We start from the raw sequence: 23,665 nt of genomic DNA, 5'->3' as shown, positions 1-23,665 counted from the left end.
TTGATTGACACAGATTCATTTTAAAACAAAATCTCAAATATTTTACGTGAATTTAAAATTGCAACAAAATGAAAATGGTGGAATTAAATAATATTGTGTCAAAATTAAATTTTGAAATTCACATAAAATAAATGATATTTCGTTTTATTATTTAGGGTTTATAACAGTGTTTTTATTTTTATAATCGATATAGTTTATAGAATGTTTATTTTTTGATAAATATTTTTTATAATTTTGTATAAATTTTTATTTAATAACTCAACTTAATTTAATAAATTTAACCTATTTGAAACTAATTTTAATTTTAAAACTGATAAAATAGTTTAATTGCGATAAAATTATAAAAAGAAGGAGGAACAAAATGTTTTCTTTGTTTAAATATCTTAAGAAGTATAAGTTTTTGATTTTACTTATATTTTTCTTAATTTTTGTACAATCAATGATGGAATTGTTATTGCCTACGATAATGTCAAAAGTTGTAGATGAAGGAATATTGAATAGTGATATGAAAATCATAAGTATTCAAGGCTTGAAAATGCTTGGAGTTGTCATTGTTGCAATTATAGTTTCTTTATTTTCAATTTTGTTATCATCTGTAGTTTCTGTCAAATTTGGACAAGAGATAAGAAGGAGAGTATTTATTAAAGTTCAGGGATTTTCTTCAAAAGAAATTGATAAATTTGGAGTTGCATCACTTATAACTAGAACAACTAATGATATAACTCAAGTTCAAAATGTAACATTATTAATACTTAGAATGATGATATTAGGTCCTATGATGGCTATAGGTGGTTTAATAGTATCTATGTATAAAGATATTAAGTTAGCTACAATACTCTTAATATCAATCCCTATACTTCTTATAGTTGTATTTTTAATAGGAAGTAGAGCAATTAAAATATTTTCTAAAATACAAAAAAAACTTGACAAGGTTAATTTGATTTCTAGGGAAAATTTAACTGGTATAAGAGTTATTAGAGCTTTTAATAAACAAAAATATGAAGAAAAGAGATTTGATGATGCGAATAAAGATTTAACTTTTTCGGTTAGTAAGGCATATCGTATTTTCGCAAAGTTAATTCCTATAATGTTTCTTATATTTTATTTTAATTCTTTAGCTGTTGTTTGGTTTGGAAGTCATAGAGTTGCTGATAGTACTCTTATGGTTGGAGATTTGATTGCATTTATACAGTATTCAAATCAAATAATGATTTCTCTTATGATGTTTTTCATGCTTTTTGGTATGATACCTAAAGCTATATCATCTGCAAAACGTATAAATGAAGTTTTAGAAACAGATTTTTCTATAAATGATATAGAGAATGTTAAAAAATTAATTGATTCAAATGAAGTTACTTTAAAATTTGATAATGTAAGTTTTTCCTACAATAATACTGGAGAGTATGATCTGGAAAATATAAATTTTGAATGCAAATCTGGTGATACGATTGCAATTATTGGTGGAACAGGTTCAGGTAAATCAAGTATTTTGAATCTTATCACGAGGTTTTATGATGTAACTAAGGGTAGAATACTTTTGAATGGTGTTGATATTAAAGATATTACTCAAAAGGATTTAAGAGATAGTATAGGATATGTTCCTCAGAAGGCTGTGTTATTCTCAGGTACTATTAGATCTAACTTGAAATATGGTGATGAATCTGCGACTGATGAGAGAATGGAAAGAGCGTTAAAAATTGCTCAGGCTTATGAATTTGTAAGCGGTCTTGAAGATGGAATTGACTCATATGTTTCGCAAGGTGGAACGAATTTTTCGGGAGGACAAAAGCAAAGATTATCGATATCAAGAGCTTTAGTTAAGGATTCAAAAATTTATATGTTTGATGATAGTTTCTCTGCACTTGATTTTAAAACAGATTCTAAGTTGAGGGCTGCTCTTAAAGAAAATATAAAGAATGCTATTGTTTTAATTGTAGGTCAGAGGGTAACATCTGTAATGCATTCAGATAAAATTATTGTTATGGATAATGGTAGAATTGTTGGAATAGGAACGCATAGAGAATTACTTAATAATTGTGAAGTATATAGAGAAATTGCAAAATCTCAGTTATCAGAGGAGGAATTGTCATGAAGAAACAAGATGTAGGACATTTCTCAGAGTTAAAAGGAACCAAACCATCTAAGGGGACAGCCAAGAGACTATTTGGATATTTTAAACCTAGGATATGGATTTTAGTATCGATTATTGTTTTCGCTATTTTAGGTCAAGCATTTAATATTGTGGGTCCAAAGATTATGGGATTAGCAATTAATGAATTGTTTGATGGATCTATTAGAATAGCAACTGGAATCGGTGGAATTGATTTTGGATTTATTGGAAAGATAATTTTACTACTTATTGTTCTTTATTTATTGGGTTGTTTGTTTACTTATTTACAGAACTATATAATGGCTGGTTTTGGACAAAGTACCATGTATGATTTAAGACGTGATGTAGACTTGAAAATTTCTAGGATACCCTTAAATTATTATGATACTAAGACTCATGGGGAAATTTTGAGTCGATTAACTAATGATATAGAATTGATTGCTACAACATTGCAAGAAAACTTAACTCAATTTATTTCTGCGATTATAACTATAGTTGGAGTTATAGCTGTTATGATAACTATAAGTCCTATTATGACAATCATTACTGTTGCAGTTTTATTTATTGGTACTAATATTATAAAGCCGTTAGTTAATAGATCACAAAAATATTTTAAGAAACAGCAAAAGACTATAGGAGAGCTTAATGGATATATTGAAGAAATGTATTCAGGACATAATGTTGTAAAAGCTTTTGGACGTGAACCTAATAATATTAAAAGGTTTGATGAGATTAATAATAATTTATATGAAAGCGGTTGGAAGGCTCAATTTATATCAGGTGTCATCATGCCTGTAATGATGTTTGTTAATAACATAAACTATATTATTATAGCTTTACTTGGAGGATACTTTAGTATAATAGGTAAAATCGGGATAGGTGATATTCAAGCATTTATTCAATATTCAAGACAATTTGGAATGCCAATAAACCAGATTGCAAGTATTGCTAGTTTATTTCAATCAACCTTGGCAGCTGCTGAGAGAGTGTTTGAATTTTTAGATGAAAAGGAACTTACTCCAGAATCTACAAAAGATGCTAGAATAACAGAAGTACATGGGAGAGTTACTTTTGAACATGTAAAATTTGGATATAATCCTGAGAAACCTCTTATGACTGATATTAGTTTTGAGGTTAAACCTGGTCAAAAAGTAGCTATTGTGGGTCATACAGGAGCAGGGAAGACGACTCTTATAAATCTTTTGATGAGATTCTATGATATAAACGGTGGAAGTATAAAGATTGATGGCGTTGATATTAATGATATGACAAGAGATTATTTGAGAAGTAATTTTGCGATGGTTCTTCAAGATACTTGGTTGTTTAATGGTACGATAAAACAAAATTTATCTTATAGCTCTGAGAATGTTTCAGATGATCAAATAATAGAAGCTTCCAAAGCAGCTCACACAGATGAGTTTATAAGGTTATTTGAACACGGATATGATACTGTATTAAATGAAGATGCTTCAAATATATCACAAGGACAAAAGCAACTTTTAACTATTGCTAGAGCGATTGTTGCCGATCCGAAGATTCTTATTCTTGATGAGGCTACAAGTAATGTAGATACAAGAACGGAAGTTTTAATTCAAAAGGCAATGAAGAATCTTATGAAGAATAGAACGAGCTTCGTTATTGCTCATAGGCTTTCGACTATAAAAGATGCTGATATGATACTTGTAATGAAACAAGGAAATATAATTGAGCATGGTAATCATGATGAGCTTATGGCTCAAAATGGTGTTTATGCTGATTTGTATAACAGTCAATTTGAAGAAAATAATTAGGATTAATTTATAAAAACAAAAAAGCAGGTACGGTTTGTACTTGCTTTTTTGCTTTTTAGATTTTGTTTAATGATTGGTCACTTTATATGATAATTTAATGCTACCATCAATATTGAAGGTTGTTTCTTCGTATCCTAAAGGAGTTGAAACAAATTTTGAAATTAGTTCACTATCTGGATTAAATATACTTCTAGTAAATTTATCACCACTATTAGATGTCACGACAGTAACGCCATCAGTAGTAGTATAAGTGGTTTCGGTATTTCCGCTGCTAAATTTAACATTTTGCAGAGCAGTACCATTAGAATTTACGTGTGTTTCGAAAGTTAAATCTTTGGTTTCGTATCTAGAATTAATACCATCACTATTTTTATTTTCAGTAAATATTTTATAAAGTGATAGATCCCAACCATCAGCACGAGTGTAATATCTAGTTTGTAATGATGGGTCTGTTCGACTATTTTTATGTATATCTTGTTCGAAACTTCCGTTTGGATTTTGATCGGACGGATAGTTAAATTTTGTAACTTTTGTTTCATCTTCATTTCTATTATTTATTTTTTCGCTGGTAATTGTTAAAGATGTAGAGGTAGGCTTTACAGTTATGATTTTTCTACCTCCATTTTTAGTTGTTGTTTTTACATATATACTTTGATTAGTTTGTAAATTTACAGTCTGCTTTGTTTTACCACCCTCTACTAATTTAATATTTTCACCATTATCATTTTGTGTAAAAATAACAGAGCTTTTTGGTATAGTCAGTCTAGATGTCGTGGTATCAGTCTAGATGTCGTGGTAGTTGGATTATCTGAATATAAAAGTCTAACTAAAGTTTTTCCATCATTTGTTTGACGAACGAATGATTTATCTGGGTTTGTAAAAGATTTATATAAAAGACTAAGAGCACTTGGATTTTTTGATAGTCCAGCTTTAGCTGTAGTACTTGGGAAAAAACAAAAAGAAGATGCTACTCCAAATGCGACTATATAATTTTTTAAATAATGTTTTTTCATATTACTTTTATCCTCAAAATATAAAATTTTATTCATTAGATTATATCAAATAATTAATAAAATTGAATATATTATGTAATTTTTTATTAAAATAAAATAAACATATTATTAATAATTTTAAATTTTATTTGACATTATGAACTTATTTGTTATAATTTTTTAGTATCAAATAAATTATTTTTAGGGAAAGAAAGTGTTGTTGTGAAAAAATCTTTGAACAGATTTTCAAGCAAAGGTATAATTGCAAACATCTCCAAGAATAGAGGAGGGGGGATATAAACCTCTATTAACCTTATTTAAGAATAAAAAACTTTTAAGTGGAGGTATGGCTGCTATATTAGGTTTAGCATCTGTATTTGCTATCATTCCTGGAGTTAAAGCTTCAGCTATGCTTGGACAAGGAGCAAGTTCTGGAGATGTAGCAACGAAGCAACTAACTACGGGTGTTAGAGGGCTTGTGGAACAAGCAATTAGTGGTACAGGTTCATTCTTTGGAAGAGTTTATGGATTTACTAAGATACATACCAGAACTAAGGATAGTTGTATGCTTAGAACGATGGGATTTACTTTGAAATTATGAGATGTATTGACTAGGGTAGATGTTGATGGTAAACCCGAAGATATACCTATAACAAATTTATTTGAGTTTGTTGGATTAAGAAATTGTGAAAAGTTGATTGTGGATAGGACAAAATCTTTAGGATTAGTTTTTATAGAAAAGAAATATACAATGCAAGCACATGATACTACTGGTTTAAAAGTTACAAGTGAAACTAGGGGAAGTGATGGTAGTGGTAAATGGGTTGAATATAAGCTAACTTTTAACTCTCCGAGAGCAGAAATGGAAAAGTTAGAATGGGACTCAAGAGGATTGGGTACATCTACATCTGAGATACTAACAAAAGAAGGTTTGAGAAATTTAAGAGGTGATAATTAATTAATGAATAAAAAATATTTAGCGAAGTCTGTGCTTTCTACTTTAGGATTGACATCTTCAATTTGTGTTTTATCAAAAATTGAAGCTTCGGCTGCTCCAGGAAAGGTTGGAGTTACAGCTCTTATGACTAGGCTAGCTTTGACTGGGGAAGGATTTATTAGGAAAGGTGGTCTAGGTTCTACAATTGTAAAATTACAAAAATCAGGTGGTGGATCTTCTCCATCAACTCATAGATTGAGCTTGAGAGATGGTGATAAGATTTATAAAACTGGTAATGGTGGTAGGTCTACAAAACTTAGTATTTTTGATGGTAATTCAGAAGTTGTTTTAGGTTCAGAAGAAGGACTTCATATAGCAACTAAATCAGGTTCAGGAGTAAGTAAAGATATTTTTGTAAAACCAGGAAATGATAGTGTAACAGTCCTGACTCAAAAATTTGTTGATGGTAATGGTAGGATTAAGGAAATTAGGGTTAAAAATTCAGGTGATGGTTCACCTTCAATACTTACTAGGGAATCTATTACAGTTAATGAGAATGATGGTACTCACAGATCAGTTACTGTATCAATTTCATCGACTAATCTTACAAATCCTACTGGACAATCTAGAACTAGTTATAGATAAAAAATTATTATTAAATATGTAGATTTTCTCAAGATAGTATAGAGAATATATATTTGTTAATAATTTTTAGATTTAAGTGCTTATGTGCTTGTGTTGTCTTGCTTTACATATTTTCCTTGTATTTTGTGTGGTTAATACTTTAGAGCTACCATAGGGAGATTTGGACTCGTTAGTTGTATGCTTAAATTAATTTTTACAAGGTCAAGTGATAATCCTCAAGATATTACGGAAAATAGTAGAAGTATTAATTAAGATTAAATTGATTTTCTTATTAGGACGAGTATATATAATACATCAATTTTATTCGACTTCATTATTATTTTCTGAATGAATATATTTTTAAATACTGAGGATAAGTATGTATGAATAAAAAGAAATTAGGTGTTTTTGTATCTGCAACATTAGGATTGATATCTTGTGTTTGTGTTTTACCAAAAATTTCTGTTTATGCACAAGGAAATTTTATGAGAGTTTTTACCCAACTTGGTACTAGGAAGAAGTGTGGATTTGTAAAAATGAATAAAGATGGCTCAAGCTTAGTAAAACTTAGATTACCAGCAGGAAATTATCATTTGCCAGCAAGTAGGAGATTGGATATAAAACCAGGGGATGAAATCTACAGAATGAAAAGTAACGGCGGTGGTTATGGGTTTGAAAATTTAAGGACTATTCGAGGAAATAATGATGTACAACTTGATACAGGTGATGGTTTGGCTATATATACAACGTCAAAAGATGGTATTAAAAAATTGTGTAAGATAGTTCCTAATACAGATGGTGTAAAAGTTTTAACTCATAAAGAAATCGTTGAAGGTGGAGAAAAAGTAGCCCTTTATAAATTGAAATATCCTAGTAATGGATCTCCTGCAACGCTTGAAAAACATTTACTTACAGTTGATCGTTCGTGTTTAACCGCTTCAGTAGACAAAATTAAAATCAATCTTGAAACAGAAGACTTCAGACGGATTTTTAAGTTTAGAGATGGTGTTGATCCAGATAAACTTGTGTTTGAAGCTTTGCATATACCATTAGATTAAGTATTTATAAACTATCATTGAATAGGTTATTGATTTATCCAAATTTATATGTTATATTTTTGCAATAAAAAAAGCATATCGTAAGATATGCTTTAATTTTTGGAATTAATGTGGCGAGAGTATGTAGGAATCGAACCCACCTATCGTGGTATTAGCACGACAACATAGTTTTGAAGACTCGCAAGTCCACCAGAACTCATCTACTCTCACATGCAATATGTATTGATTATAGTTGATTATTTTTAGGATGTCAAACAAAAATAATATTAAGTGAGGTTTTCATTTTTGTATGAATATAAAATTTATTAAAAATGATAAGTTTAAATCTAATAGCATTACATTGAATATTCCAATGGATTTAGATGAGAAAGTTACAGATTTAAATTTGGTGACAGAAATGATTAAGGTAGGATCAAAGAAATATGATTCATTTAAAAAACTTTATAGCAAACTTCAAGAGATGTACGGAGCTCAATTTGATTGTTATCTTAATAAGCATGGTGAAGTCGTTATATTTACAATTTACATAAGTTTCTTGAAAGATAAATATATCATAGAAAATATTTCGTTGTGGAAAGAAGTTATAGACTTTCTATATGAGATTTTTTATAACACTTTAAATGATGGAAATTGTTTTAAAAAAGATTTTCTTAAAATTGAAAAGGAAAGTCTTCGTTCAAATATCTTGAGTCTTGTTGACTCGAAAGGTTATTATGCGTACATAAAATGTGAACAGTTAGCGACTAAAAATGAACCTTATTCAAATTATTCTTATGGAAATATTGAAAGGTTAGATAAGATTGATGAATTTAATCTTTATGAGTATTATAAAAATTTAAAAACTCTTCCATATTATTTTATTGTTATGGGCGACTTTGATGAAGAAAAGATAAAAGAGATGCTTAGTGAAAGATTCGGCGATAATATTAAAAAAAGTTTTTCAACAAATAATAATAAGTTTATAAGTACTCCTTTTGTTGAAGAATTTGAAAATCATGAAGTTACTCAGACTAAACTAGTTATAAATTTTAAAACTGATGTAACTATTTTTAATGGAGATTATTATGCATTTTTTGTGTTTAATTGTATTTTGGGTGGCGGTTACTCAAAACTTTATAGAGAAGTTCGTCAAAAACAAAGTCTTGTATATTATATAAATTCTTATTATGAAAAGTTCAAAGGCTTAGTGTCTATTGAGTGCGGAGTTGATGATAAAAATTTAGAGCATACTAAGCAGACTATTTTAAAAGAAATTGAGAGCATGAAAAATGGAGATATCACAGATTTGGAAATAGAAAATGCTAAAATGAGTATAAGACGTCTTTTGATATCCATACATGATAGGGTTTCAACAATGCATTCGTTTGTTTCACCATTGTATATTTTCGATAGATATATAGACGTTGATGAGTTTTTGAATAATATAAATCAAGTTACTAGAGAGAGAATAATTGAGGTTTCTAAGACAATAGTCAAATCTGCTATATTTTCTATTAGGCCTATGAAGGAGGTGGAATAGATGAATATTTTAAAAAATGATCTTTTAGGTGAGTCCGTTAAAAGTTTTGAAGTCAATGGACTTAAAGTTTATGTTATGGAGAAAAATCAATTTTCTACTGCCTCAGCTTCATTTGTCATAAAATATGGATCGAATGATATTTCTTTTAAACTTGACAGTGAAGATAGATTTAAGAAATATCCACTAGGTATTGCCCACTTTTTGGAACATAAAATGTTTGACGGTGCAGGTGATGATGAAGTTTTTAAGAAATTTTCAGAGATTGGTGCGGATGTTAATGCCTATACGTCAAACAATATAACTAATTATTATTTTAGTACAATTAATAATTTTGAAAAATCACTCGAATACCTTTGTGATATGATTTATAATCTCAATTTGACAAATGAAAGAGTGGAGAAAGAGAAACCAATTATTGAACAAGAGCTTAGAATGTATGATGATGATCCATATAACAGAGTTCATAGAAATTTACTTTCTGTAATGTATAACTATCATCCTGTTAGATTTGATATTGGTGGAGATGTAAACACAATTAAATTTATTGAAAAAAGCCATCTGGAAGATTGTTATAATACCTTTTACTCAAATAATAATATGTTTCTGGTTTTGGTTGGTAATGTTAAAGCTGAAGAGTGTAAAACTATGCTAGAGAGATTTGTTGTAAATAAATTTAGTGGAAATGTAATTAGAGAAAATTTTGATGCACTTGATAAGATTAATACTCATTATATAGAACAAGATATGAAAATGAGTGTACCAACAAACTTAATAGGATTTAAGGATGTAACTAGATCTACAAATTACATAAGAAAACTTATAGTTTTTGAAATGATACATAGGATGTTTTTTAGAGCGACATCAAACTTTTATGAAAAGATTTATAAAGATGGAATAATAAATGGAAGTTATTACACTGATTATATTAATGAAAATGATTATGGATATTATTTATTCGGTGGTGATGGTGATTCATTTAAAAAACTTCCTGAGATTTTATTTAGTCATTACAATAACTATGATTTTTCAAAAGATAAGCATGTTTTTGATCGAGTTAAGAAAGCCATGTATGGAAATTATATCAACTTGTTTAATAATATTGACTATATTTCACAATTGATGATTAAATTGATCAATAACAATTTAAATATTTTTGATTATTTCAATGAATTAAATAAAGTTACTCTTGATGATATCGTATTTGAGTTTAAAAATATGTTTAATGAATTTAATATGGTGTATTCTAGAGTAGTTTAGGATTGGCTGAGTCTATAAAAGGCTCAGCTTTCATTTTATTAATTAAAAACTTTGAAGATTATAAAAGGTTTTTATATAATTAAGTAAAATATATACTTAAATTAGTTAAATAGAAATGGGGAAAAATTTTGCAATTTAATCACTTTTCTGTAATGTTAGATGAAAGTATAGATTCACTTAATATAAAACAAGAAGGAATATATGTTGATTGTACCCTTGGAGGAGGAGGACATTCATCAAAAATTTTGGATGGTTTAAATAATACAGGAAGACTAATAGGAATAGATCAAGATCAATATGCGATTGATTATTGCAGACAAAAATTTTCGGGATATGATAATATAAGTTTCGTACAAGATAATTTTAAAAATATTGATTTAATACTCAAAATGATTGGAATAGAAAAAGTCGATGGTATCTTAATGGATCTGGGTGTTTCTTCATATCAAATTGACACTGATGATAGAGGATTCAGTTACATAAGAAATGGTAAGCTTGATATGAGAATGGATACATCCCAAAGTTTTTCAGCTTATGATATCATAAATGGATATGATGAAGAAAAACTTAGTTACATATTTAAGGTTTATGGTGAAGAAAAGTATCATAGAAGAATAGCAAATAAAATTGTTGAATCACGAAAACTAAATAAAATATCAACAACACATGATTTAGTTAAGTTAATAGATGAGGTCATACCAAAATTTGAGATAAAAAAGAGAGGACATTTATCTAAAAAAGTTTTTCAAGCGTTGAGAATAGAAGTTAATGGAGAACTTGAAATATTGGAGAAAGCGATAATTGATGCTATTAATCATTTAAATGTAGGTGGACGCATTTCAATTATAACTTTTCATTCATTAGAAGATAGAATAGTTAAAAATACTTTTAATTATCTAGCGACTGAATGTGTTTGTCCAAAAGATTTTCCTGTTTGTAGATGTGAAAAGAAAAAAGAAATATCAATCATAAATAAGAAACCTGTTTTGCCATCAGGAACAGAGCTTTCTAAAAATTCACGATCAGCTTCGGCTAAATTAAGAGTTGCAGAAAAATTAATTTATTAATTAAGTAATAAAATTCTTAAAAGGTGAGTAAACATGGAAGAAAATAAAAAAATTTTTAATGGTCAAGAAGAAGAGGTGATGTCTATAAAAAAACGTTCCTTTAACATTTATGTTAGACGCAGTTTTTTTTGTACGTTTATATTTTTTATTATTTGTAGTGCATTTCTTATTAGTAGCAGTTCTAAGGTCTATAAAAAGCAAAGGGAAGTTAATGTTTTGAAATCCCAAATTAGTAGATTGACAGAGGAACTTGAAAGTTTACAACTTGAGATTTTGAATCTAAAAGGGTTTGATAAAGTTATGGAATATGCAGAATTTTTAGGAATGACTCCAGCTAAGCTTGGTGACTCTGTATTTGTTGATTTAAGTAAAGATAATTTTGATGTTGAAGTAAAGGAAGAGCCCAATAGACCGTTTATTATTAGGATATATGATAAAATAATGGGAAAGGAATAGAGGAGATTATATATCTAGATTCTTTATTATTTAAAGAGGTGAATCATGAAACATAAGTTTACCGATAGATTTTTGATGAAGAAAAGAGCTATAGTGACTATGTTTATATTTTATTTTTTGATATCAGTCATTTTAGCTAATCTTTTTAGGGTTATGATTATAAAGGGAGATGAGTATTACGCTATAGCAGAAGATCAATGGACTAGTTCTGTTAAAATTCAAGCGAGAAGGGGATCGATTTTAGATAGAAATTTAAAAGAATTAGCTGTTAGTGCTAATGTTTATCGTGTTGATTTAGATTTGAAGACGATACGTGAATATTTAGAGAATAATTCTTTGACATATGAAGACATTGCTCCTAAAATATCTGAAGCTTTGGAGATGGATGAACAGAAAGTATTGAAAGTTTTAAATACTAAGGATAGTAAAGGTAATCCAGCAGGATCAGCTTATTTGATAAGAAGAGTTGAAAAGCAAAAGGTAGATAAAGTTCAAGAACTTAATATATCTGGTATAATTATTTCTCCTGATACAAAGAGGTATTATCCAAATAATGCTTATTTAGCTCATGTGCTTGGGTCAACAGACATTGATGGAAGAGGTCTTACAGGAATTGAGCTTATGTATGATGAACAACTTACAGGTGTAGATGGTTTTAGAATAGTTGAGCTTGATGCAAAATCAAGAGATCTTCCATATTCAATAAGTGAGTACATAGAACCTATTGATGGTAAAAATGTTGTTTTGACAATTGATGAAAAGATACAGTTCTTTGCTGAAAAAGTTGCAAAGCAAGCACTTGATGATAATAAAGCAAAGGCAGTTTCGGTTATTGTTATGAATCCTGAAAATGGTGAAATTTTAGCAATGGTCAATAAGCCAGATTTTAATCCTAATACCGTAAGAGATGAAGTTGCTACTTATGATGAACTTCAAAAACTTTGGAGGAATAAAGCGGTTAATGACATATATGAACCTGGATCTATATTTAAAATTATTACTGCTATTGCGGCCATTGAAGAAGGACTTGTATCTGAATCAGATACTTTTGTTTGTAATGGACACAAGGAAGTTGGAGGAAGGATTATACACTGCTGGAAGAGAACAGGTCATGGAACTTTAGATTTTAAAGGAGTTCTTCAAAATTCATGTAATGTTGGAACTATGGAGATTGGGGAAAGACTTGGAGCAGAGAAGTTAAGTAAATATATAGAAAAATTTGGATTTGGTCAGAAGACAGGACTAGATTTATCTGGAGAAGCTAAAGGAATTATAAAGAAGGTTGAAAATATATCAACTGTTGATCTTGCAACAATTTCATTCGGTCAAACAAATACAACTACTCCTATTCAATTTTTAGCAGCTGTTAATGCCGTTGCGAATGATGGAGTTTGGGTTAGACCGCATTTTATGAAAGAAGTTTCTCATTATGATGATGAATTTAATTATATTGTTGATGAAAAATTTGATGATTATGGGGAGAAACGTGTTGTAAGTGAAGAAAGTTCAGCTCTCATGAGAGATATACTTGAGTCAGTTGTATCTGAGGGTTCTGGTTCAAGAGCTTTTATTGAAGGCTATGAAATAGCTGGTAAGACTGGTACAGCCCAAAAGGTTGATACTGAAACAGGAACTTATGGAGCAGGGAAATATATTTCATCATTCGTTGGTTTTGCACCAGCAAGTGATCCAAAGGTTAGTATATTTATTTCAATTGATGAGCCTTCAGCTGGCGAGTATTATGCTGGTGTAATTACAACGCCTGTTGCTAGACAATTATTCTCAGATATATTTAATTATTTAGCTATAGACGTTAAGTCTACAGATGAAGAGGTTAGAAAAAGCTTACTTAAAGATGTAATAGTTCCTGAGATTAGAGAATTTGGTGTTAAAGATGGACAACAATTATTAAAAGAATTAAATTTAGATTATGAAACTGTTGGCGAGGGTGATAAGATTGTAGATATTACACCAAAACCAGGTTATTCAGTTAAAGAAGGAACTAAGATAGTTATATATAGAGGTGATTCTTCGCAGATAGATAAACAGGTTTTGATGCCCGATCTGTACGGTTATAGCAAGCAGGGGGCCATTGAGATACTTGAGAGTATTGGTCTTAAGTATAATATAAGTGGTGAAGGACTTCTTGTCAGTCAGAGCATTGAAGCAGGAAAAATAATAGAAAAGGGCGATGTAGTAGAATTAATCTTTAGTGTTAAAGATATTCATTAATAAAAAATAATTAAAGAAGGATTTTTATCCTTCTTTAATTATAATACTGGAGGGAATATGAGAGTATCAGAATTGTTTAAGTCATTTGATTATGAAATTATTTCTGGAAGTGATGATGTAGATATTAATAAAATAACGGATAATACAAATGATATTTTGGATGGAGATTTGTTTTTTTGTATAAGAGGATATAATTTTGACGGTCATAATTTTATTGATTTAGCTTTATCAAAGGGAGTTAAAGCTATTGTTGTTGATAGTAATTATGGAAGCAGGTTTGATTTTGTAGGTAGTGTTACTTTGATTTGTGTTAAGGATACACGAAAAGCTTTATCAGTAGCGTCCATAAATTTTTATGGAAGACCACATGAAAAATTTAAGATTATTGGTGTTACAGGGACAAATGGTAAAACTACAACGACATTTATTCTTAGAGAGATTTTTAGGAATGCTGGTTTTAAAACGGGAGTTATAGGTACTATAAGTAACTTTATCAATGATAAGAAAATAAAGTCTGAAGGTACAACACCAGGAGCTTTACAGTTAAACTCTTTGTTGAATGAAATGGATAAAGAAGGTGTTGAGTATTGTTTTATAGAGGTATCTTCACATGCTTTGGAATTGGATAGGGTTTATGGGATTAAATTTGATTATGGAATTTTTACGAATTTAACTCAAGATCACTTAGATTTTCATAAGAATTTTTCAGAATATTTTAATGCTAAATTTAAATTATTTGAAAATAGTGAGAGAATTATTATAAACAAAGACGATGAATATGGAAGAAAAATAATTGATATGATTTCTTCGAATGTTATTACATATGGTCTTGATGAAAATATGAATGATTTTGTTGCGAAGGATATTGTGTTTAATGATAACTCAACAAAGTTTACTGTCTGTGATAAATTTGGTAATAGGTATGAATTTGATTACAACCTTGTAGGAAAGTTTAATGTATATAATGCTATACCTTGCATTGCTATAGCACTTAATGAGGGAATTTCGGTAAATGTAATTAATGAAAGTTTAAAAAATATTTTTGTAGTCGGAAGACTCGAAAATGTTTCTAAAAAATATGGATTAGATTGTGACATTTATTTGGATTATGCACATACGCCAGATGGTCTTAAAAATTGTCTTTCTACCTTAAGAAATATTTCCAAAGGAAGAATTATTTGTGTAGTTGGATGTGGTGGAGACAGAGATAAAGAGAAACGACCACAAATTGGGAAAATTGCATCAGAGCTTAGTGATTATGTTTATATAACTTCTGATAATCCGAGAAGTGAAGATCCTGAATCCATAATAAATGATATTGTTGCAGGTGTTAATAAGTCGAATTATGAAGTTGTAATAAGTCGATTTGATGCGATAAAAAAATCTATAAAAAACAGAAAAACTAATGATATAATTTTGATAGCAGGCAAAGGACATGAGGATTATCAAATATTGAAAGATAAGGTTATACATTTTGATGAAAGAGAAGTCATTGATGAAATATTAAAACAGAAATAATTTGACAATATTTTATTTTGAAGGTGTGATAAGAATGACTCTTAATATTGAGGAAATTGTTAAATGTGTCTTTGGGGATTTGCTAATTAAAGGTACATATCGTGAATTTAATAAGATATCGATCGACACTAGAACTATAAATGATCAAGATATATTTTTGGCAATAAGAGGAGAAAATTTTGATGGTAATAAGTATATTTTTGATGCAATAAAGAAAGGAGTTAAGCTCTGTATTATTGATAGAAATTATTTTGTTGATAAAGAATTTGATCCTTATGATGTTTCCATTATATTAGTTGACAATACACTTGAGGCACTTAATAATCTTGCTATTTATGTAAGGTCAAAATTAGATATAGATTTGATAGCTGTAACAGGATCAGTGGGTAAGACGACTACAAAAGATTTGATTTATGATTTTTTATCTTCAAATTATAAAGTTTATAAAAGTTTTGGAAATCTTAATAATCATTTGGGTATGCCTATGTCCCTTGTTAATATCGATGATGATGCTGAAATTGGTGTATTTGAAGTTGGAATGAACAAGATGGGTGAGATTGATCATTTAGTGAGTATTTTAAGGCCACATATTGGGGTTATAACAAACATTGGAGTAAGTCATATAGAGTTTTTGAAAACGAAGGAAAATATATTCAAAGCTAAAATGGAGATAGTAAATTATTTTGATCAAGATGATATTTTAATTGTAAATAATGAGGATGATTTATTAAAGACAGTTCAGTCGTCAGATTTTATAGTTAGTAGGATCGGATTTTCTGAAGAATGTGATATGTATGCGAGTAATGAGGAAATATCATTAAATAAGATTAAATTCGATGTTTTATATAATGGAAAGAATGAAACAGTTGCATTGCCAATCAATGGTAAACATAATGTACTAAATTCTCTTATCGCGTTTAAATTATGTGAAATCTTTAATATTCCCATGGATGTTGTTAGAAATAAATTTGATTCATTAACTCCAGCTAGTATGAGGCAGGAGATAATTAAATATAAAGATATTACGATTATAAATGATTGTTATAATGCGAGTCCAACTTCTATTAAGAGTGCATTAGATATACTTTCTTTATACCAAAATGAAAAAGTATGTATTTTAGGTGATATGGCAGAGATCGGAGAGTTTGCAGATAAATATTACAGAGAAATTTCTGAGTATGTTAATGGTAGATCAGATAAACTGATAGCCATTGGGAAATATAGAAATGAGTATTGTATTAATTTTAATAGCAAAGAAAATTGCTTTTTATTTGAGGATGTAGAAGAGTTTGAAAAAAATATAAAGAGCATCTTAAATGGGAATGAAACTGTGCTTGTTAAAGCTTCTCGATCAGCTAAACTCGAGCGAGTTGTTGAGAGTATAAAAAATATATTTTAAGAAATGAAAGGGAGGGACTAAACTTATATGGCTGTATAAGTTTAGGCGTATTTATGGAAATATTAGTATTATTAGTTCTTCCTTTGATTTGTTCATTTGTTTTAGCGTACATATTAGGCAAAATTTTAATTCCAATTTTACATCGTATGAAATATGGACAAAGTATAAGAGAAGAGGGACCACAATCCCATTTAAAAAAACAAGGAACACCAACAATAGGTGGTTTAATTTTTATAGTTGCTACAACAATAGTTACGATCTTATATTCAATAATTTATGTTGGGACATTTTCTAATGAAGTTATTATAGCTTTAGGTATATTTTTATCTTTTGGATTTGTTGGATTTTTGGATGATTATCTAAAGATTTTACGAAAAAATAATTTGGGTTTAAGAGCATATCAAAAGATGGCATTATTGATTATTATAAGTTTGGCTATATATTTTACCACTAAAGATTATCAAGACTTTAGGATGATATATATTCCATTTTTAAATAGTACTATAAATTTATCATTTTTTTATTTACCGTTTTTGTTTGTTTATTTTACTGGTGTAACTAATGCTGTTAATTTAACAGATGGATTAGATGGACTAGCTACAGTTGTATCAATAATTGTATTGTTGTTTTTGTTTGTAGTTGGATTTATGATTGGGAAAATTGATTTAAGCATTTTTGCATTCATACTTGTTGGAGCATTAATGGCATTTTTAATATTTAATGTCAATCCTGCCAAGGTTTTTATGGGTGATACAGGATCTCTTGCTCTGGGTGGAGCGATTGCAGCAATCGCATTTATATTTAAAATTGAAGTTATAATGATTTTTGTAGGAATTATTTATGTTATTGAAACATTATCCGTTATCATTCAAGTTTTAGTATACAAGTTAACGAAGAAGAGAGTGTTTAAGATGGCACCTATACATCACCATTTTGAACATTTGGGTTGGAGCGAAAACAAAATTGTTTATGTGTTCGGTACAATTACATTAATAGCATGCATTTTGTCTTTTTTAATGCTGTGAAAGGAATGACGCTTGTATGGAAAATAACGAAAATGAATTGAATCCTAAAAGTACTAGAATATCTAGACTTTTTAAATTAAACAAGGCAGATGGTGAGATTGATTACATTTTATTTTATACCGTAATACTTCTTGTTGCTATTGGGGCGATAATGATATATAGTGCAAGTTCTTATAGGGCTGCCAATGAACTTCAAGATAGTATGTATTATTTAAAAAGACAATTGATATTTGTATTTGCGGGTGCTGTATCTATAGTTTTCTTTATAAGGTGGGATTACCATAAATTTAGAAATCCAAGACTTGTTGTAACGTTGATGATAATAACAATAATACTTTTATTGTTGGTTTTCTTATTTCCTCCAATAAATGGAGCTCAAAGATGGATACAGTTAGGACCTTTGTCGCTTCAACCATCTGAAATGGCAAAGTATGTTGTAGTTATATATCTTGCGAGGAGTTTGGATAAGAAAGGGGATGAAATAAAGAAATTTTGGTCAGGAGTGTTTCCAACACTTATGGTAGCCGGAATTTTTGCAGGACTTGTTCTTGCCGAAAAGAATCTCAGCATAACATCTGTTATAATGTTTGTTGCATTTATTCTTATAACAGTATCGGGGGCTAAAAAGAAGCATCTTTTTACGTTAGGTGGTATTGGTCTTGCAGCTGGTATGACTCTTATACTTGCAGCTCCTTATAGATTGAAGAGACTTATGAGTTTTATGGATCCATGGGCAGATCCTAGGGGAGATGGATATCAATTGATTCAGTCATTATTAGCATTAGGTTCTGGAGGATTTTTAGGTTTAGGATTTGGAATGTCTAGACAAAAGGCTTATTATTTGCCTGAACCACATAATGATTTTATATTTTCAGTTATAGCAGAAGAAACAGGATTTTTAGGAGGGTTAATAATTATATTTTTATTTGCAATTTTGATATGGAGAGGAATTGTTATTGCTATAAAATGTAAAGATAATTTTGGAACATTACTTGCAATGGGAATAACATCTGTTATTGCAATACAGGCAATTATAAATTTAGCTGTTGTTACTGGTACTATGCCTGTTACTGGAGTTCCACTTCCATTTATAAGTTATGGAGGGTCATCATTGTTGTTTAATATGACAGCCGTTGGAATTCTTTTAAATGTATCTAGAAATAGGGTCAAATGGTAGCGATACGAGGTAAACTTATATTATATGGATAAGAAAATAATAAATAAGAATAGATTGATAAGAAGACGAAGAATATTTTTAATTAGAAGAATTATCTTATTATTTTTAATATTTGTGATATTTTTATTAGTTTTAATTAATTCACCGTTGTTTAATATAAAGTATATAGATGTTAGTGGAAATAAGCTTTTATCTCCGGAGTATGTAAAGCAAGAACTAAATATGTTATATAATAAAAATCTTCTATTTCATTCTATAGAGCAGAATCTTACAACTTTAAGGCAAAATAAATATGTTGAGAGTGTTACATACAAGAAAAAGTTTCCAAATAAATTAAACATTATTCTTGAGGAAAAAGTTATAGATTATTATGTTTATTTTAATGGTTCATTTTACATATTTGATTCAAATTCAGTGCTAGTTGATGTGTTGGATTATAAAGAAGATTTTGAAATTTTAGAAATAAAGGGAATTGAATTTTCAGGAAACTTAAATATTGGAGATCAATTGTTTGAAGATGGTAGTAGAGAATTAGATTGGATTAAAAACATGAGCAGTTTACTTAAGCTAAATAAAACGAATATAAAATTTGATTATATTGATTTAACAGATATTTATAACGTTGTTATAGGATATAAAAATATAATAATTAAGATAGGAAATAATTCAGATCTTAGACAAAAATTAAATATTGCTATAAATACTATTAATTCTAATGAAGGATATAATAAAATGACAGGATATATTGATGTTAGAACTAAAAGTCATCCTGTTGTTTCGCTTCAATAATATAAAAATTTTCTATATTTTTAAGAAGGATTTTATGAACTTTTATAGAATATTTTAACTAAACAATGTGAAAATTTATGGGGGAAGGTAAGAGATAGTATGGCATTAAAAAATGCAGCTGAAAAGGTATGGGGCTTTTTTGGTTTGAAAGATGAATATGAGGATTCCTTAGAAAAGGAAATTAAACAAAATAATGATGATGAGATTTTTTCAATGAATAAACAAAATAATACAATGGAATCACAAAATTTGAATGGTAAGGTTGTTAACTTACACACAGGAAATAGTTTGGCTAGAATGACTATCATAAAACCTGTTGCTTATGAAGAAGTGTTAGGCATTTGTGATGACTTAAAAAATAGAAAAATAGTTATCGTTAATGCAACAATTTTAGAACCTAAGGTTGCTCAACGAACAGTTGACTTCTTATGTGGGGCAAGCTATGCTCTTGATGCTGAATTTCAAGAGGTTGAAAAATCAATTTACATATTGGCTCCTTCAAATGTTGAAGTTACTAATGAGCTTAAAAAAGAAATACAAACTAAGAGTAGTTTGTTTAGTTGGGCGAAGTAAAAATTGTTATCTAAGAATGATTTTATAAAAAGTTGTGGTAATTCTATTGAAGATGCAGACAAGCTGTTTTCGTTGTATGTATCGGCACTGAAAAGTGGAAGAACGATTGTTACAAATGAATTTTATACAATTAATGTTTGCAACACTCTTAAAAATTTTTTATCTAGCAAAGAGCTTAATGTTTCGGGTTATGGTTTTTCTGATGATGCTGAGAGATGTTTAATTGCTTTTTCGTTAGCAAGTATTGACGTTTCGATTTTTGATAATGCTGCGAAGGTGGTAAAGATATCTTACAATGATAAATTTAGCAAATTATCACATAGGGATTTTTTAGGAAGCATTATGTCATTAGGATTTTCTAGAGAAAAAATAGGTGATTTAGTTATAGAAGGTAATTGTGTTTATACGCCAGTAGTTAGTGATTTTGTGAATTATATAGTTCAAAATTTAACAAAAGTTAGATATTCTCCAGTTAATGTTACAGTCGAGTTATTTAATAGGTTACCTCAGAAAAGATTCGAAATTCTATATAAAATTGTATCGTCACTTCGTATTGATAATATAGTATCGTCTTTGATAAATCTTTCTAGGGATAAAGCAAAGGCTATTGTAAAAGAAGGTAAAGTTAAGATAAATGGAATTTTTGAATCAAATCCAGATAGGAAAGTTTGTGAAAATGATATAATCGTTATAGCTGGATTTGGTAAATTTAAATTTAAAGAGAGTTTAGGAAGTACATCTAAAAATAAAAATAAGATAATTGTAGACAAGTTTATTTAAATTTATTATTTGAGGTGAAGAGTGTGAAGATAACTCCGGTTGATATTACAAATAAAGAATTCAGAAAAATGCTTAGGGGGTATGACCCTGAAGAAGTAGATGAGTTTCTAGATCAGATTGTTGAAGATTATGAGGAGCTTTTTAAGGAGAATTCTCTTCTTAAAGAGAAGATTAATGCTATGAATGAAAAAATTGAGCATTATTCAAAAATTGAGTCAACTATTCAAAATACTTTATTATTAGCACAAAATGCTGCTGAGCAGGCGAAAGTTTCTTCTCAAAAAGAAGCTGATATGGTTATTAAGCATGCAAATGATTCTGCTAAGAAAATTTTGGATAAAGCTCATACAGATGTTGTTTCTATAACTCAAGAATATGATAGGCTTAAGCAAGAATTTGTAAAATTTAGAGCGAAGTTTAGAAACTTTATTACTGTTCAAATGGATACTTTTGAAGATTTGGAGAAAGATTTTATTAAGAATTATAATTTGAATAATGTTAGGGATAAAGCAAATTCTGAAGATGATGGGATAGCTTTTAAGGATAAAGAAATAGAGCAAGATAATACAGAAATAATATCTAATGAAAATGATGTTACTGTACAAACAAATCTTGATGATAATTCTTTTGAACATGAAAATGTATCGTCAAGACTTAAAACATCGCAAGATGTTGATTCCGATCTTGAGAATATTAAGAAATTTTTTATAAGTGAGAGTTGATTTTATTTAGTTGGCACCTAAGTGATTATTTCATTAGGTGCTTTTTGTTTATATAAAAATTAGGAAGATATGTATGAAAGAAATTATTATTGATAATGAAAATAATTTAAATGAAAGAATTGATAAATTTATTTTAGATTATTTAGGTGAATCTTATACTAGAAGTTTTATTCAGAGACTTATTAGCGATGAAAAGATACTTGTTAATAAAAAGGTCATTAAGTCTGGATATAAAGTGAAAATTGGTGATGTAGTTTCAATTTTAGATTTTGATATTAAGCGTCTTGATATATTAGCACAAGATATATTTCTTGATATTGTTTATGAAGATAGTGATGTTATTATTGTTAATAAAGAACAAGGAATGATTGTCCATCCTGCACAAAATATTTATAAAGATACATTAGTTAATGCTCTTATGTATTATTGTAAAGATTTGTCTTCTATAAATGGAGTTGAGCGACCAGGAATAATACATAGAATTGATAAAGATACTTCAGGACTTTTAGTTGTAGCAAAAAATGATTTATCGCATAAATTTTTGAGCGAGCAGTTTAAGATTCATTCAATTAGACGTGAATATGTGGCACTTGTTCACGGTGTTATAAAAAAATCAGAAGGTCTGATTAAAACAAATATTGGTAGAAATCCCCAAAATAGGATTAAGATGGCTGTAGTACAAAAAGGAAAAGAGGCAATAACTGAGTATAAAGTTTTGAGAAGATATAGACGATGCACTCTTGTTAAATGTAAATTGCACACTGGCAGGACTCATCAAATTCGACTTCATATGAGTCATTTGGGTTTTCCTTTGGTTGGAGATCCTATTTATGGAATTAAGAATGAAAATATTTATAGAAATGGTCAGTTGCTTCATGCTAGGCTCATTGGTTTTATTCATCCTACGTCAAATAAATATATTGAATTTAAGTCGAGTCTTCCTAAACATTTTAAAAATGTGATTAAAAGTTTATGTTAAGTTAAAAATCAAGTATTTCCATAATACTACAGGAATCACAGAAAATACCTTAAAAAAATGTTATTGTTTAATTTAAAATATATTTCACATGATTGGATAACAATAAATTAAGAACTTATAGTAATTTTTAGTTTTGTATAGTTAGTTTTGTAATTAAGGAGGAGTATTTATGGGATTAAAGAATGCTGCTGATAAGGTTTGGGGTTTCTTTGGACTTAAAGATGGCGAGTTTGAATTTGATGACGATTCTGATGAAGATGTAGATGTTAAGGGCGATATAAATAATGACTACGGAAAGGTTACTAATTTTAAATCTATAGTAAATAAAGGGGGGAATGATGGATTTTATAGTGACACAAAAATGAAGATTATTAAGCCTGTCGTTTATAGTGATGTTTTAGGTATTTGTGAAGATTTAAAAGAAAGAAAAATTGTTTTAATTAATACAACTTCATTAGATAATAAAATATCATATAGGATGTTGGATTTTTTATGTGGGGCAAGTTATGTTTTAAATGCCGAGCTACAAGAAATTGAAAAAGGTATATATGTATTTGTTCCTTTCAACATCGAATTGACTTCGAAAAATGAAGAAAATAAGGATAATAAGAAATCCATTTTAGAGTGGAATAAGTAATTACATATTATAAAAAAACAGATT

23 protein-coding genes and 1 tRNA gene are annotated in these 23,665 nt (G+C 28.8%); 21 read left to right on the top strand and 3 right to left on the bottom strand.

Features of this window, described 5'->3' with window-relative positions; genetic code table 11:
- Positions 1-361 precede the first annotated feature (361 nt).
- Both SFBM_RS04740 and SFBM_RS04735 read left to right on the top strand, forming a co-directional pair.
- A complete protein-coding gene (locus SFBM_RS04740; RefSeq protein ID WP_014017974.1) occupies positions 362-2,092 on the top strand; it encodes an ABC transporter ATP-binding protein in 1,731 nt (576 codons plus the stop codon).
- On the top strand, positions 2,089-3,900 hold the full coding sequence (locus tag SFBM_RS04735) for an ABC transporter ATP-binding protein (RefSeq protein WP_014017973.1): 1,812 nt from the start codon (positions 2,089-2,091) through the stop codon (positions 3,898-3,900). Before SFBM_RS04740 ends, SFBM_RS04735 begins: the two co-directional genes overlap by 4 nt.
- A gap of 66 nt (positions 3,901-3,966) precedes the next feature.
- Here the strand turns inward: SFBM_RS04735 and SFBM_RS08055 are convergent, their stop codons facing one another.
- Both SFBM_RS08055 and SFBM_RS04730 read right to left on the bottom strand, forming a co-directional pair.
- Complete coding sequence (locus SFBM_RS08055) at positions 3,967-4,122, bottom strand: hypothetical protein (RefSeq protein WP_014017972.1); 156 nt, start codon at positions 4,120-4,122, stop codon at positions 3,967-3,969.
- 536 nt (positions 4,123-4,658) lie between these two features.
- Positions 4,659-4,913, bottom strand: a complete 255-nt coding sequence (locus tag SFBM_RS04730; RefSeq protein ID WP_041568920.1) for a hypothetical protein — start codon at positions 4,911-4,913, stop codon at positions 4,659-4,661.
- Between the two features lie 325 nt (positions 4,914-5,238).
- Here SFBM_RS04730 and SFBM_RS04725 point away from each other — a divergent pair, with 325 nt between their 5' ends.
- The 4 genes from SFBM_RS04725 (at position 5,239) to SFBM_RS04710 (ending at position 7,511) form a co-directional block, all read left to right on the top strand.
- On the top strand, positions 5,239-5,493 hold the full coding sequence (locus SFBM_RS04725; protein ID WP_014017969.1) for a hypothetical protein: 255 nt from the start codon (positions 5,239-5,241) through the stop codon (positions 5,491-5,493).
- Between the two features lie 6 nt (positions 5,494-5,499).
- Complete coding sequence (locus SFBM_RS04720; RefSeq protein ID WP_005806016.1) at positions 5,500-5,850, top strand: hypothetical protein; 351 nt, start codon at positions 5,500-5,502, stop codon at positions 5,848-5,850.
- A 3-nt stretch (positions 5,851-5,853) separates the two neighbouring features.
- Positions 5,854-6,474 carry a hypothetical protein gene (locus SFBM_RS04715; RefSeq protein WP_014017968.1) on the top strand — a complete coding sequence of 207 codons (621 nt, stop codon included), beginning with the start codon at positions 5,854-5,856 and terminating at the stop codon, positions 6,472-6,474.
- A 362-nt stretch (positions 6,475-6,836) separates the two neighbouring features.
- Positions 6,837-7,511: a hypothetical protein gene (locus tag SFBM_RS04710; protein ID WP_014017967.1), complete on the top strand. Its 675-nt coding sequence runs from the start codon at positions 6,837-6,839 to the stop codon at positions 7,509-7,511.
- A gap of 111 nt (positions 7,512-7,622) precedes the next feature.
- Here SFBM_RS04710 and SFBM_RS08010 read toward each other — a convergent pair.
- Positions 7,623-7,719: transfer RNA gene (locus SFBM_RS08010), tRNA-Sec, on the bottom strand.
- A gap of 81 nt (positions 7,720-7,800) precedes the next feature.
- Between SFBM_RS08010 and yfmF the strand changes: the two genes are divergently transcribed.
- The 15 genes from yfmF (at position 7,801) to SFBM_RS04635 (ending at position 23,641) form a co-directional block, all read left to right on the top strand.
- Positions 7,801-9,030 carry an EF-P 5-aminopentanol modification-associated protein YfmF gene (gene yfmF / locus SFBM_RS04705; RefSeq protein WP_005806025.1) on the top strand — a complete coding sequence of 410 codons (1,230 nt, stop codon included), beginning with the start codon at positions 7,801-7,803 and terminating at the stop codon, positions 9,028-9,030.
- Entirely contained in the window at positions 9,031-10,287 is a 1,257-nt protein-coding gene (yfmH, locus tag SFBM_RS04700; RefSeq protein WP_005806027.1) for an EF-P 5-aminopentanol modification-associated protein YfmH, read from the top strand.
- A gap of 128 nt (positions 10,288-10,415) precedes the next feature.
- The gene (rsmH, locus tag SFBM_RS04695; protein WP_005806028.1) at positions 10,416-11,354 is read left to right on the top strand and encodes a 16S rRNA (cytosine(1402)-N(4))-methyltransferase RsmH; all 939 of its coding nucleotides are present in this window, start codon (positions 10,416-10,418) and stop codon (positions 11,352-11,354) included.
- Positions 11,355-11,387: 33 nt separating this feature from the next.
- Complete coding sequence (locus tag SFBM_RS04690) at positions 11,388-11,810, top strand: hypothetical protein (RefSeq protein ID WP_007442421.1); 423 nt, start codon at positions 11,388-11,390, stop codon at positions 11,808-11,810.
- 45 nt (positions 11,811-11,855) lie between these two features.
- Positions 11,856-14,042 carry a stage V sporulation protein D gene (locus SFBM_RS04685; RefSeq protein WP_005806033.1) on the top strand — a complete coding sequence of 729 codons (2,187 nt, stop codon included), beginning with the start codon at positions 11,856-11,858 and terminating at the stop codon, positions 14,040-14,042.
- Positions 14,043-14,099: 57 nt separating this feature from the next.
- The gene (locus SFBM_RS04680) at positions 14,100-15,560 is read left to right on the top strand and encodes a UDP-N-acetylmuramoyl-L-alanyl-D-glutamate--2,6-diaminopimelate ligase (protein WP_005806036.1); all 1,461 of its coding nucleotides are present in this window, start codon (positions 14,100-14,102) and stop codon (positions 15,558-15,560) included.
- A 34-nt stretch (positions 15,561-15,594) separates the two neighbouring features.
- Positions 15,595-16,959, top strand: coding sequence for a UDP-N-acetylmuramoyl-tripeptide--D-alanyl-D-alanine ligase (locus SFBM_RS04675; RefSeq protein ID WP_005806038.1), 1,365 nt, complete (start codon positions 15,595-15,597; stop codon positions 16,957-16,959).
- 53 nt (positions 16,960-17,012) lie between these two features.
- The gene (mraY, locus tag SFBM_RS04670) at positions 17,013-17,984 is read left to right on the top strand and encodes a phospho-N-acetylmuramoyl-pentapeptide-transferase (protein WP_005806040.1); all 972 of its coding nucleotides are present in this window, start codon (positions 17,013-17,015) and stop codon (positions 17,982-17,984) included.
- A 16-nt stretch (positions 17,985-18,000) separates the two neighbouring features.
- The gene (gene spoVE / locus SFBM_RS04665; RefSeq protein ID WP_005806041.1) at positions 18,001-19,161 is read left to right on the top strand and encodes a stage V sporulation protein E; all 1,161 of its coding nucleotides are present in this window, start codon (positions 18,001-18,003) and stop codon (positions 19,159-19,161) included.
- 24 nt (positions 19,162-19,185) lie between these two features.
- Positions 19,186-19,950 (top strand): cell division protein FtsQ/DivIB, encoded by a 765-nt coding sequence (locus tag SFBM_RS04660; protein ID WP_007440456.1) that lies wholly within the window; start codon positions 19,186-19,188, stop codon positions 19,948-19,950.
- Positions 19,951-20,049: 99 nt separating this feature from the next.
- On the top strand, positions 20,050-20,523 hold the full coding sequence (locus SFBM_RS04655) for a cell division protein SepF (RefSeq protein WP_005806045.1): 474 nt from the start codon (positions 20,050-20,052) through the stop codon (positions 20,521-20,523).
- Between the two features lie 3 nt (positions 20,524-20,526).
- Entirely contained in the window at positions 20,527-21,303 is a 777-nt protein-coding gene (locus SFBM_RS04650; protein WP_005806046.1) for a YlmH/Sll1252 family protein, read from the top strand.
- 23 nt (positions 21,304-21,326) lie between these two features.
- A complete protein-coding gene (locus SFBM_RS04645) occupies positions 21,327-22,025 on the top strand; it encodes a DivIVA domain-containing protein (RefSeq protein WP_005806048.1) in 699 nt (232 codons plus the stop codon).
- Between the two features lie 73 nt (positions 22,026-22,098).
- The gene (locus tag SFBM_RS04640; RefSeq protein WP_005806050.1) at positions 22,099-23,004 is read left to right on the top strand and encodes an RluA family pseudouridine synthase; all 906 of its coding nucleotides are present in this window, start codon (positions 22,099-22,101) and stop codon (positions 23,002-23,004) included.
- 169 nt (positions 23,005-23,173) lie between these two features.
- On the top strand, positions 23,174-23,641 hold the full coding sequence (locus SFBM_RS04635) for a cell division protein SepF (protein WP_005806052.1): 468 nt from the start codon (positions 23,174-23,176) through the stop codon (positions 23,639-23,641).
- Positions 23,642-23,665: the final 24 nt, after the last annotated feature.

Origin of the sequence: Candidatus Arthromitus sp. SFB-mouse-Japan (assembly GCF_000270205.1) — a bacterium.
Classification (GTDB): Bacteria; Bacillota; Clostridia; order Clostridiales; family Clostridiaceae; genus Dwaynesavagella.
This window is presented reverse-complemented; position numbering and strand designations above follow the sequence as displayed.

Coding starts and splice junctions, on each gene's coding strand:
- SFBM_RS04740 (WP_014017974.1), top strand. CDS start 362: ATGTTTTCTTTGTTTAAATATCTTAAGAAGTATAAGTTTTTGATTTTA.
- SFBM_RS04735 (WP_014017973.1), top strand. CDS start 2,089: ATGAAGAAACAAGATGTAGGACATTTCTCAGAGTTAAAAGGAACCAAA.
- SFBM_RS04730 (WP_041568920.1), bottom strand. CDS start 4,913: ATGAAAAAACATTATTTAAAAAATTATATAGTCGCATTTGGAGTAGCA.
- SFBM_RS04725 (WP_014017969.1), top strand. CDS start 5,239: ATGGCTGCTATATTAGGTTTAGCATCTGTATTTGCTATCATTCCTGGA.
- SFBM_RS04715 (WP_014017968.1), top strand. CDS start 5,854: ATGAATAAAAAATATTTAGCGAAGTCTGTGCTTTCTACTTTAGGATTG.
- SFBM_RS04710 (WP_014017967.1), top strand. CDS start 6,837: ATGAATAAAAAGAAATTAGGTGTTTTTGTATCTGCAACATTAGGATTG.
- yfmF (WP_005806025.1), top strand. CDS start 7,801: ATGAATATAAAATTTATTAAAAATGATAAGTTTAAATCTAATAGCATT.
- yfmH (WP_005806027.1), top strand. CDS start 9,031: ATGAATATTTTAAAAAATGATCTTTTAGGTGAGTCCGTTAAAAGTTTT.
- SFBM_RS04690 (WP_007442421.1), top strand. CDS start 11,388: ATGGAAGAAAATAAAAAAATTTTTAATGGTCAAGAAGAAGAGGTGATG.
- SFBM_RS04685 (WP_005806033.1), top strand. CDS start 11,856: ATGAAACATAAGTTTACCGATAGATTTTTGATGAAGAAAAGAGCTATA.
- SFBM_RS04680 (WP_005806036.1), top strand. CDS start 14,100: ATGAGAGTATCAGAATTGTTTAAGTCATTTGATTATGAAATTATTTCT.
- SFBM_RS04675 (WP_005806038.1), top strand. CDS start 15,595: ATGACTCTTAATATTGAGGAAATTGTTAAATGTGTCTTTGGGGATTTG.
- mraY (WP_005806040.1), top strand. CDS start 17,013: ATGGAAATATTAGTATTATTAGTTCTTCCTTTGATTTGTTCATTTGTT.
- spoVE (WP_005806041.1), top strand. CDS start 18,001: ATGGAAAATAACGAAAATGAATTGAATCCTAAAAGTACTAGAATATCT.
- SFBM_RS04660 (WP_007440456.1), top strand. CDS start 19,186: ATGGATAAGAAAATAATAAATAAGAATAGATTGATAAGAAGACGAAGA.
- SFBM_RS04655 (WP_005806045.1), top strand. CDS start 20,050: ATGGCATTAAAAAATGCAGCTGAAAAGGTATGGGGCTTTTTTGGTTTG.
- SFBM_RS04640 (WP_005806050.1), top strand. CDS start 22,099: ATGAAAGAAATTATTATTGATAATGAAAATAATTTAAATGAAAGAATT.
- SFBM_RS04635 (WP_005806052.1), top strand. CDS start 23,174: ATGGGATTAAAGAATGCTGCTGATAAGGTTTGGGGTTTCTTTGGACTT.